Origin of the sequence: Flavihumibacter fluminis, from assembly GCF_021491375.1 — a bacterium.
GTDB lineage: Bacteria > Bacteroidota > Bacteroidia > Chitinophagales > Chitinophagaceae > Flavihumibacter > Flavihumibacter fluminis.
Window position 1 is genome coordinate 1365685 of sequence record NZ_JAKEVY010000001.1, and the last position, 11975, is coordinate 1377659.

The following is an 11975-nucleotide window of genomic DNA, read 5'->3' on the forward strand; positions in this document are numbered from 1 at the left end:
CTGATACGCCCAACATTACTTTCCTTTAATTTACCTACAACTATACTACCAAGAGGACCCATGCTATAACTATACTTCATATCAAAGTTCACAAAATTATACTGATGAGCAATACTAGAAGTATTAGAGATACTAAAAACGGAGTCATTTAAAAATTTAATGCACAAATTCCTATTCCCACCATCAGAGAATCTATACCTGAAATTAGCATATCCAGTTTGATACAAATCTTTATATGTTCTGTTTTCACTAGATACCTTACAAGAAAAAATAAACAAAATAAATAGCCAATATATTTTCATAGTTAAGTTATTAGTTTTCCCACCATTCTTTAGGTCTATCCAGATATATATATCTTTGATTTATTCCAGGCTGATCAACCATTGAACGTAACATATCATTTGTGATCCCGCCTATATTGGTTATTGATTGCCTAAACCCGCGGACTCCGCTCCCCAGCTTAAGTAGATTATCTTTATTGGTTAGATCAATTCCTGGTACATATGACAATCGACCTCTAAATGCGTATTCTGCCCGGTATGCAGAAATCTCTGATTGTGCCCCATATCCTTTGGTCGTATTACCAAATAAATCAGTGTCATATTCTCCTCGTGCAATTTGTCCACCATGCCTTGGCTCATGATAATTCTTCTTACTGTCCATAAACATTGTAATCTGATTAGACCCGGTTCTTTTTGTAACAGGCAAACCGTTGCCACTCTCATCTCTTACTGTGTTTAGTCTGTCATTCACTTTAGCAAATCTAAATTCGGTCTCAGACCCTCTCATATCTCTAATATCACCAGCAGATTGGCGTAACTCAGATGCCCGCTCACGCAAATCCCCAATATCTCTGCCTTTTTGCTCAAGACGATCTGCTTTCTTTTCTAATCGATCAGCTCGCCTTTCAGCTCTTCTTTCCATCCTCTGAGCCGTTTTCTCATTTTGCTTGTCGAAATACCGACCGTCAACTTCTATATGATTAATAGGACTATTTTTCACAAAAGCGTATGGAGAAACATCATTATATTTTTCTGCCAACGGATCTATCACATGCCACCTACCGATCTGCTGATCATACATCCTTGCGCCATAATCGTACCAATCCAAACTTGCCCCATCACTAAACTCTTTCTCTTGCTTTTCCTTGCCATTGAATTCATACTTATTATCCATTTTTCCCATAGCCCTGGAACTAATCCCCGCCATCGTCAACCCGAACGGATAATAATGCGTTTCCTCCAATATTGGGCCTCTTTCATGCGTCAGGTTAAAGTTATCAAAATATACCAATTCATCCGACTCATTGCTGAAGTAAACATAGGCGTACCCGTTCTTTTTAACAGGTACGGCATTGGCACCAATTCGGGAGATGGTTCCCCAACTGCCCACCTGATACGACACTGGGACTACTCTACTGTTTACCTGATCGAACTGGAACTGTTCATTAAAAAGCAGGATGTGCAAGTACGCCTTGGGAGCATTGTTAGCACCACTGGTGCTGTTGGGTGTATTTAACATGGTAATTAATGGGTCCTGAGCTGATAGCGTGGCGCCTACTGCACTAGCCCCATTTTTGATTACACCAGCGGGCGTAATCGAGTTGCCTATCAAGGTAGCAATATTGGCGGTCAGGCTGTTTATACCACTGGCACCCGTATTATTAGTATTTGCAGTAGTGTAGTAAAATTGGACACTCGCCTGTATCTTATCCCCACTCATTACCTTCAAAAGTTTGGCGGCACCGATGGCCCCCAGGCTTTTGCGGGGCAGCATCGCATTGGTGCCTGTACTGTGGGCGGTTCTGCTAGCAACTACATTGATGCTTTGACCGGATTTGTTCTCCCAGAACTTATCCTGGTTTTGTACTTCAGCACTTCCGGAAGCACCTTCAAAAGTTAAGGTGGGATAAGTTTCCGAAGCAACCTCTTCCGTTAACACCATCCGTACGTTACCCAAATGATCTTTCAGGAAGTAATCATAATCCAGCTTAGCCGGAGCAGCTCCAATGGCTGGAGTAAAGCGGATCCTTCCTTCCTCGTGACTGATCAGTTGCAGGCGATTGGTATAATCATTTGCTGCATCGGCAGGACTGGTGATTCTTGTTTCATATACCAAGCCCATCAGGTAATTGGTAGTGGTGGTAATGGTTTTACCAGCTGTACTGATATCTGAAGTTTCCTTTCGGAGCTTGTTTCCGCCAGCATCATACGTGTACGTAATGGTGCCCCGATTGGAATTGGTATTCTTACGGATTGTTAGCTGCGTTGGCAGGTTCAGGTGGTTATAGGTAATCGCATTACCCCCGCTCATTGTAGCTATGTCCTTATTGAGATCTTTGACCATATTTCCATTCGCATCATATTCATAATCAACAGTCAGGTTTACATCTTTCACTTGAACATGATTGGAAGACACTTTGAAGTCACCTAATAAACTATTGGGATCGTTTTGTCCTTCCCGTACATTTTTAAGCTTATTAGAGAAGGTATTGTACGCATAATTTAACGCATCAATAGTGACACTTCCACCCGGTTTCCAACCCTTTCTCTGAAGACCAGCAATATTCCCGTTGTAATCATAACTAATGCTATTGGTGGAAAAATCAAGCCCTGAAGCAGCATTGTCACTATAGACACTGTGTTGTAATCGATTCACCTTATCATAGGTAAAGGCCAGCTTCCGGATAGCATCCGGCTCTCCCTCTGTTTTCCAGTTGATTGATCCGATATTTCCATTGTATTGTTTGGTGTTTGATCCCCAACCATTTAACCGATCATAGGCCAACTCGAAGGCAAAATAGCGATCTGCTCCTAAAGTTGTCATCTGGCTTTTGTTAACACCTAGCAGCCATCCCCTAATATTATACAAGTGATTTAAGTTGGCAAGCGGACTGGTAGGAGCCGATGGCTTGCTGCCGAGGTTTTTATCTTTTAATTGCCCCAATCCATCGTATTTCAACAGGGCGGTAGTTTTGTAAGACGATGGCAACGTTCCGCTATTAACCAAGGAATGGCTGACTTTCTTTTCAATTTTCTCTTGTCTCCATAGATTATCATAGGAATACTTGGTTGCTACAATGGTTTCCTGATTGGGACTGCCTATCACTTGCTGTCGCATCACACTGTGTAACAAAGAACCATTCCAACTGTATTGGTTGCTAACTATGTCCAATCCGCCTAACAAATTGGTAGTTTGGGTCTGGATTACCCGTCCTTTATCATCATAAATCATCACAGTGTATAAATAGGTGCTGGAGGTGCCGAGCACTTTGGTTTTGGTCCAGGTGGGTTTACCAATTACTGCAGAACTAGGAAGTGGATTCTCTGCAAACAAAGGACTAGTCAAATAGGTAGTTGACATATAAGCACTGGTCTTATACGCTGTATTATAAGTTGCACTTATTCCCTGGTGGTTGGGCAATCCCTCATAAGAGTCATACACCAACTCCGTCAACTCTTCAAAAGGTGTAAAATTCGAAGGATTGGGATAAGCGGTTTGGGTAGCGGCTGCATTAATTAGCGTAAGATGCGTTGAACTGGTGGTCATCAGTCCAGTTTTCTTTGGTCGATTCAACTCATCATAGGTTGTGTACATCCAGTTTTTTTGAGACAATGCCCGCATATTGGCATCCTGGGATAATACCAGCCGATCCCGGGCATCATAAACCATTCTGACTTCACCTGCACCAGGAACTTTTTTTACAATCATGCGACCCCGCTTATCATACGCATATCTAAAGCATTGTTCATTCAAAAATGTAGCATTGCTTAGCTGCCAATTTAAACTTGAATTATCTTGAAGTAACTTTACTCCCAAGGGTTGCACAACGCAACGTAATTGACCCAGATCATCGTAGATATAATAAGTACACAACCAATTGGTATGATTTATGCCAGCCCCATTTTCAACTGCCCCATTGATCGTTTGTACTTTTTTGAGGATCACCTTCCCTTCCTTATCCGTAAACTCCAGCACCTGATTCCCCATTTCATCTACAGTCATATTTTTATATAAGGTGCCTGGCGCGTAATTTGTTCCCAATGTATAAGTACCTAAATCTCCCACTACTCCATTGTCAACCACATTCCAGTTTCGCACTTCATCCAATGCTGTATTAAAATAACGCTTGGACTCAATCCCTCTCCCTGCACCCACCCAGGATTCTCCCGGTGCCATTTGTTTGTCCACCCGATTAAGCGGCGATGCCTCAAACACTGTTTGCCCATAATACTTCGTATCTCCCTGCCCATTGATCGGACTTAGTGCATTACTATTCGAATAGAACCAGTTCTGTTGCAACAACGCATTGCTTTTGTACGAACCATCTGTGGGGGATGCACTGCCACTGATATTGCTGTGAGCAGCAAAGGGCAGGTATTGCTTCTCCTGGCGACCAAAAGCATCGTATTCCACCGGACTCACCATATCATAAGCCTGTGTGTGACCAGCTGCGGTATTCAGACTGCCCTGTTTCACTACTGTTTGGATCGGTCTTCCAAGGCCATCCAAATATTGAGTAGTCTGCCGAACTTCCCGTACGGTTTTACTGCCCATGGTAGCTGGATCCGTCTGAGGCGACATTGCCTCCCAGGTACGCACAAAATTAATCGGCGTTTGAGCAGCAGTTCGGTTGGGAAGAACAACGCAGCAAGTAAGTAAAAAAGCAGTGAGTCTGATAAGCGTCTGGTGCATATGGTTCATACTAGCAGGTAAATAGAATAAGGTTTAATGGTTCCTGTTATTTGATCGTGTAGCCCACCCGGAACACTACGGGTTGGGTTCGGGGTACTTGTTGTCGCCATAAAAAATCATAGAGCAACCGGGCATCGGTTTTCATTTTGCCAACTTTGAACTTTCGGGTGATGCCGATCAGCGCACTCTGTTGCCAGTTGCCCGGTTCTTTTAGCAGCCCCAGGTCCTCAATACGCTGGCGATGGTTGAGTTCTGCACCCCCACTCACCCAAAAGCTGCCCTTTAATCGCCAGTCCAAAAAGCTGCGCAGGCCTACGCCTTCATGCGTCATGCGAACATTTCTCCAATCACTGCCCCAGCCCAGTTTGTAACTGGCGCCGACACCTACTACACTTTTACTGTTGAGCTTGTAACCCAGACTTAAGCCCAGGTCACTGGTAGTTGGAAAGAAGTTGGTAGCGCGGGCACTTTGCAGGTTACCTCCCCATTCCAGGCGCTTCCACAAACTGCGGGTTTTCTCTTCGTTGGTTTTGGTGGTGGGCATTTCACCGGCATCACCAAAGCTGCCTGCCGAGAGTTTGTCCTTGAGGGATTGTAATTGTTCTTCCGCCTGCCCCATCCCTTGTTGTAAGGCGGCTTGTGGATTTGCAGTTCCCAGTGTACTGCCCATCTGCGATTGCAAGGCCGAACGTGTCTGCATACTACCAGGCGTAGTTAAACTTACAATAGGATCCGGCTGGGGGAAGATGGCTGCAAACGCACTATGCTTTTCCATAAAGGAGCGGAACAGGGGCAGCTTTGTAGCATACGCCAGTAGCTGCCGTGCTAATTTATCAGGTTGCTCTAGTAGTTCTTTTGCTTGTCGCAATTGTTGTTGATAATACTGTACCTGTTGTTGGTAGGCTTGCAACTGTTTACCCAATCCAGAGTTGGATAATTGCTGCAGGAGTTGTTGCCGGCGTTCCAGCAGTTGTTGCTCCAGGTAAGTAGATTGCGTTAACTGGTTTTGCAGTTGGTTGTAGGAATCCAAAGCTGACGGAAGCTGCTTGGGGAGTTTGGCTTGAACACCTGGCAGTTGTTCCTGTGCCAGGAAGCGAAGGGAAGTTTGTACACTATCAAGCCTTCCCTGATAATAATGTTGCCTGGGACCGCTATTTTGAGCAAGCTCTGCAGTAGCTTGTTCCATCTGGGCGTATATGGAATCTATGTTACCGAACAAAGCTTTAGCCTGTGCGCTATCCTTTTTATACAATGCCGCGTAAAGTCGTTTTTCCTGTTTCTTGATCCTTGCCAGGTATTTTTGGCTCTGTTGCTGAAGGCGTTTTTCTGCTTTTGCAGCCTGTTGCCCAACCTTGCCCAATAACTTATCCGGAAGCTCAATCAACTGATCGGCCCGTTCATTCCACGAATGACGTGCTTGCGCATGCAGGGTTTGACACCACCCTGTAAACAGGTAGCAGCAAACAACAATTAATATGGTAGTTAAATTCTTCACTTAGTTTTTGCTAGGTTGCACAAAAGCTCCGCGGGTTAAAATGGCATCAATACGTGGATCACTCAGTTTAAACTCAGGTGGCATTACCGCATACAGTTCACCCGTTCCATCAATAAAAAACTTTTGCCCAACCTCTAATTGACTAATTGTAAAATGTTTATTGCCTTCTTTACGTGTTAGCCAAGTCAATAACTGTCCATTTATATCGGTACTATCTTTACTTTCTTTGGCAACCAACACATTGCTAATGGCCGCTTTTGTTACCGGAGCAGATTTTGCTAATTGCTTCACTGGAAATTCCAGCACTATTAAATCCGGATACTTCTTTTGAAGTTCAGGCAATCCGCTAAAATCGAAAGTAGTATCCACCGCAGTTACCATTACCAGAACTGTTTTTCCCTGTACACTCCAAAAAGAAGAAGTGCTGCCATCTGATTTTTCAATAGAATGCGAATGAAAAGATTGGTTTTGTGAAAACCCTTGCTTCGAAAACAGGATGGTACCAATAATTGATACAATCGATACTATTTTTTTCATGACAATTAATAAAATGATGAAATGCTTACAGTACTACAAGTATTGTCTACTACTATATTGTAAAAGGTGTAATTAGAACCACTTCCATAATATCCGCAACCCAATGAAAAATAGTAGGAATTATACAAATCGTTGACACCAAATGTTATATGGTAGGTACCCGAAGGAATACTTCCTAAGGGTACGTTGAATCCGTAAGAGGGTGAAAAATTATACTGTTGACCTGTTACTGTGTTATAGTATTGAATATAAACAGTTGATGAAATAACAGTATTGTTAGCTACTAAATTTATATTGGAAGAGGTACATGTGCCTGTAGCATTAGCTTGAGCTTGTCCATAGGCGGTAGCTTGATTATTGGCGTCCGCTTTACTAACTATGGAAGAGAACATACCAGGAGGAATACTTACATAGACAGAACCACCTGTAGAACCAGCACCACAATTATTTCGAGTATATGATCCAGATTTATCATCATTAGTAAAGAGATCACATGCGACAGGTTGACCAGTATAATTATAACAGTATTTTTTAATTACATTACCATCTTTATCCTTGACTAAATATAGCCGTTTGAATAAATCATACTCATAATAAGATTGATTGTTATTAATATCTGTTATACTTGTAATACCCACCAATGGATCAAAAGTATAAGAAGTCATTTGAGCGTCAGCAGGGTGAAGCCTTAAGTCATCAAACCAAACAGTTCCATTACTATTAATATCTACTCGTAAGCTAATTGATCGTACATCAGCTGGTACATCAAATATTTTTTCGACATATTTCCAAGATCCAGAACTAACAACTGTTACATAATCAACATAACTAAAATAATTTGTTTCATTGGCCCTTTTCATAAACAAGTACAGATCAGCTGCAGTTCCAGTACTGTAAACCCATCCAGAATATTTATATTTCCTTGAAGTTGTATTGTTAATGGATAACCATTTAGTTGAATGGCAATACCTCTTTGTACCAGAAGTATTTGTTAGTCTTCCAGATACTTTACCTGTCTTAGAACGGCTTTGATCAAAAACAATGGGCATATCATAGTTATTTCCACCGTTTGCGTTTGACCAACCTGTAATTTCTTCAAAACCATCAAAGAAAATATTATTACTGGATGCTCCAGAAACTTTTGCATGCATTTTAGTACCCAAATGACCAAAATAATAGGATTCAAAGTCATTTGCCTTTCCTACTTGAAGTATATTCCCATATGTGTCACGTGAATAAATAGTCTCCTTTGTTTCAAAGGGATTACTATGGAATTTGAATTGGATAGATTCAGGATCTAATATTTTTGTATCATTAAACCAATCTTTATAATTAATTCTATACGTACTAGTTGATACTCCTCCAATTAATTCTTCAGCTTCTACAACTGGACCAATAATATTTCTATTCACCATTTTTTCATAAACATTCCCGGAAGACACGAAATTTGACGGATACCTCAGGTTTGTTAACACTACCTGACCTTTAGAATTGAGTTTTGTTATTGATACTGGATTTAAATGACCTGAACTTAAATAGCCAAACGATTCCAAATTTTTCAAAACCTGCGATCCATTCAATTCATAGTTAGTAACCCTTGTTGAATCAAGTTGGTAAATACCACTATAAATGTCATAAACTGAATATTCCACATCAGTATTAAGACTGCCAGCATTTAACCAGCACATATTATCATACTGAATTTTCCAGCTTGCTTTCAAGCCCTTTATGCTTCCTATCCTTCTTTCTGAATAAAAATTCTCTTTTTCATTAAGAATAGAGTAACTATTTCCCGGATCGGACCTAAAATGACGCTCTCTTATCAATTTTCCATTTTTCCAATTATTTGGAAAAAGTCGATGCATATTTAATGATGTTTGGCCTGGAGCTTCTATTAAGTTATTATCAGAAAATATTTTATAATGAAACTCCAATTTCAGCTTAGTATTATTAATATAATCATTCTTATAAATAACTACAGTATCATACAAAACTGATGAACCTGAAAATTGAGAGGCCGGATTTAAACTACCAGCGGAATAACTTACAGATTCAGCAGCAACTTTTGGAAAGTTAGCAGGGGCGGTACCTGGCAAATAGCAACAGGTACCATTAATTATCTTTTTTTTCATCATTGAAAAAAATGTATATGGAGTGAGTAGTTTTCCAAATCCGCTTTCATTACTTCCATATTTATATAAATCATGACTTGCTAATATTCCATTTCCTGTATATGATTTTAATTCTTTAATTCGCATTCCTCCTTCATATTTAACTTCATTAGTACTTGTTTCATATTCATACAATATTTCAATATTTCCAGTTACTTGTGGATTATTTGTTGTGTTTAAAAAGAATTCAATCTTATAACTCCGTCCACCCAATAATGGCAAATGATTAATAGATTTACTAAGAATAGAATTTGCATCCATATTAGCAATACTCAGAATAACCGCCCCATTTGATAAATCCGTAATTTTCAGACTAATCGGATTTGAAACGTTTGGAAAATTGTAACTAGATAATGTTAAGTTAAAGCGAGGATCCTTTATTATAGGATCAGTGGTAAAAGTTGCGGTGTGGTAAGCTGTTGTTGTGGCATGCGCTGATAGTCCTACCGTTTTGGGTAAATAAACTTTGTTACCAGTTAAATAAGAATGAGGTTCAAAATAAAATTCAGTATAACCACCAGTTGGGTATACAATTTTATTAATCATGCCCCCATTCATAAAATTTGTATTTGAAAATCTATTGGCATTACCAACTATTGTGTAGTTTTCATCATAAGCATTCAGATTAACATATGCTATTTTCTCAATTCGTTGATGAATTAAAGACTGATTTGACCATTGGCCATTTGAGAATCCAAAAAAATCTTGAGCAAATGTCTCATAAGATGGAAGAGGTGTTGAGTTATATTCAAACTTGTGTGTTATTCCATTTATACCAGTAGCAACATCTGAAATGGAATCGAGCCGAAGACGATAATTCCGAGGGTCTGAATTTTGGTAAGAGTTGAATGATTGTGTTGAGTTATAAAAAAAGTAAGATTGGTGAGTAGCAATTTCTCTTATTAAATTGAAATTTGAGTTTACCTTTGAGTATATCTTTATTTTCCTGAGTCTCTTTTCAACTCCAGGTCTATCTACACGGTCACATGAATTTTCAAACTCAATTTTTCCTTCTCTCCACGCTATTTCCTTTACATAGGATGTAGTAAGCATATTAGTCTGTGAAGAAGATGAAGCAGAATTGCTTATTGACATTTCGTATCCACTTCCTGTGGTGCAACCAGGTGTGGTACCAATAAAATGTGAAAAATTAAATGACTTTTCAATAATATGAGTACCGCAAGCATCTTCATAAGTAAATGTTATCTCATCAAGTGTATTAGGGTCTATAATTTTAGTCAATCGCCAGGAATTGGTAAATGGCATGACAGGCTGATGAAAATTAACTGGCCCTATTGTAATGGTTTCAAGACGTTCATACTTATATACTATGCCATTTTCATCAGTTATATTAAACTTCATTTTTCCATTTCCATCAAAATACTTCTCTATCTTATTATTAGTTAAGGGGAGTTGAAATATTCCACCATCTTTTTTCAACATAAATTGCCCACTTCCTGTAGAACTTGAATAGGAGAATATATCAGGAGAATCATCATCTTCACCAGCAGCAGCCCTATACAGGTAGTCATAATATTGATTTGGATTCTGGACTGCTGTTACCACATCTGGCATATATAGCAACCCAACTCCGGTCTCGTCCGGTTGACCTGAGAGACTTCTTGAAATAACGCCACCTGCATTTAGGCTCCATCCCAACCCAACCGAGGATGCCACTTCATCTGCGCGGATTCCACCGGCATGATAGTCAATACTAATAGGAAGACTAATTTTTGAAATTTGAATTGTAGTTATTGGAATTGATATATTCGGAACACCCGTATTGTAGTTTACAGGTATATTCCCAAACTTTTGAATACTTGCCGCTTCAGGAGAAATTGTATTTGAATTAATCAAAAAGGTTTTCTGTTTCAGGTTCTGGCTAAATCCAATAAATGAAAGGTTCAGGAAAACAAAAACAAAAAAGTGCTTAACCAGGATATTCAAAGTCTGCATATATGCGATACTAATTACGATTTGAAATATGTTTTAAGAATCACCAGAAGTATATATTCAAAGGGTAATGGGATTTTTCTAATTCTTTTAACAATTTGAAACTAGAGAAAAAGTTTAGAACGAAAAACCCGTGAAAACACGGTATTTTTTTCTAAAGAATTTAGTATCTAAAAATCAGCTTTAGAACAAATTGATTTTCAATATTCGTTTTACACTGGAATAGAAAATGATCACAAGAAGGGAATTCAATTATTACACCAACAGGCGTTTGCTAGGTACAAACAGGTGAAATATAACAGAATAGATTAATGCAATTAGAGCAACTAAATACACAAACTTCGTTTATACTAAGTTTTTTAGATGAGAAGAAAAACAATCAACGAAAAATCTGTTTGAAGAAACTATTTAAAACATTAAACGCTGAAACGCTTACCAATGTTGCATTACAGCCTATCCAATTTTCACGCCACAAAAAATGCCCGGCCAATTGGCCGGGCATTCGCACATCCAAACTAACGGTTAACCTTTAACCGTAACCTGACTAACTGCGCTGGCAACGGCACCTGCTACACCGATATAACCGGCGATGGTGCTGACGATTGCGGGCAGCGTGATCGGCGCAGCCAAAATGGCGGCACTGACTGAAGCCAGTACCAAACCAATGTTGCGCAGCTTCAAAAAGAAACTGGGCGTTTCGGCATTGGCGCGACCTATAATAGAGAGCCTGTCTATTTCGTGCTGTTTCATAGTGTATTGAATTTTACGGGTGATGAATTGGCCGGCAGTTTGCTAATCTGCAGCCATATAGGTTCTTCATCGGATATGGATTTAAAAACGAGGCGCATCAAAACCTTGAATGCACGGGCGGATCCTTTTCCCTTACCCGGGGCCGTTAGTTCTGTTACCGGGGCTATACAACCTTTGAGTTCTTTGGCTGCATGGTTGGCACGGTGGATCAGAATCAGCGTACGGTCGGGAACACCTTTCACCAATAGTAAGCATTCAGCCAACCACGTCTATGCCTCGGTTTTAACGTCCAATAATTTTGCTGGCAAACGAATCGTATGCGATCAAACATCCATCAAAATATGTTTGCCCTCCTTGAGAAAAAACATCCGGAG

6 protein-coding genes are annotated in these 11975 nt (G+C 39.9%); all 6 read right to left on the reverse strand.

Annotation, left to right across the window (positions count from 1 at the left end; all coding sequences use genetic code 11):
* Positions 1-312: 312 nt before the first annotated feature.
* The 6 genes from L0U88_RS06085 to L0U88_RS06110 all read right to left on the reverse strand — a co-directional run bounded on the left by L0U88_RS06085 (position 313) and on the right by L0U88_RS06110 (position 11864).
* Positions 313-4704: a DUF6443 domain-containing protein gene (locus L0U88_RS06085; RefSeq protein ID WP_234864717.1), complete on the reverse strand. Its 4392-nt coding sequence runs from the start codon at positions 4702-4704 to the stop codon at positions 313-315.
* Positions 4705-4741: 37 nt separating this feature from the next.
* Entirely contained in the window at positions 4742-6190 is a 1449-nt protein-coding gene (locus tag L0U88_RS06090; protein WP_234864718.1) for a hypothetical protein, read from the reverse strand.
* Complete coding sequence (locus L0U88_RS06095; RefSeq protein ID WP_234864719.1) at positions 6191-6727, reverse strand: thioredoxin domain-containing protein; 537 nt, start codon at positions 6725-6727, stop codon at positions 6191-6193.
* A gap of 5 nt (positions 6728-6732) precedes the next feature.
* Positions 6733-10854: a DUF5977 domain-containing protein gene (locus tag L0U88_RS06100; RefSeq protein ID WP_234864720.1), complete on the reverse strand. Its 4122-nt coding sequence runs from the start codon at positions 10852-10854 to the stop codon at positions 6733-6735.
* A gap of 519 nt (positions 10855-11373) precedes the next feature.
* Positions 11374-11601 (reverse strand): hypothetical protein, encoded by a 228-nt coding sequence (locus L0U88_RS06105; protein WP_234864721.1) that lies wholly within the window; start codon positions 11599-11601, stop codon positions 11374-11376.
* Positions 11598-11864, reverse strand: coding sequence for a DUF5675 family protein (locus tag L0U88_RS06110; RefSeq protein WP_234864722.1), 267 nt, complete (start codon positions 11862-11864; stop codon positions 11598-11600). Before L0U88_RS06110 ends, L0U88_RS06105 begins: the two co-directional genes overlap by 4 nt.
* Positions 11865-11975 lie beyond the last annotated feature (111 nt).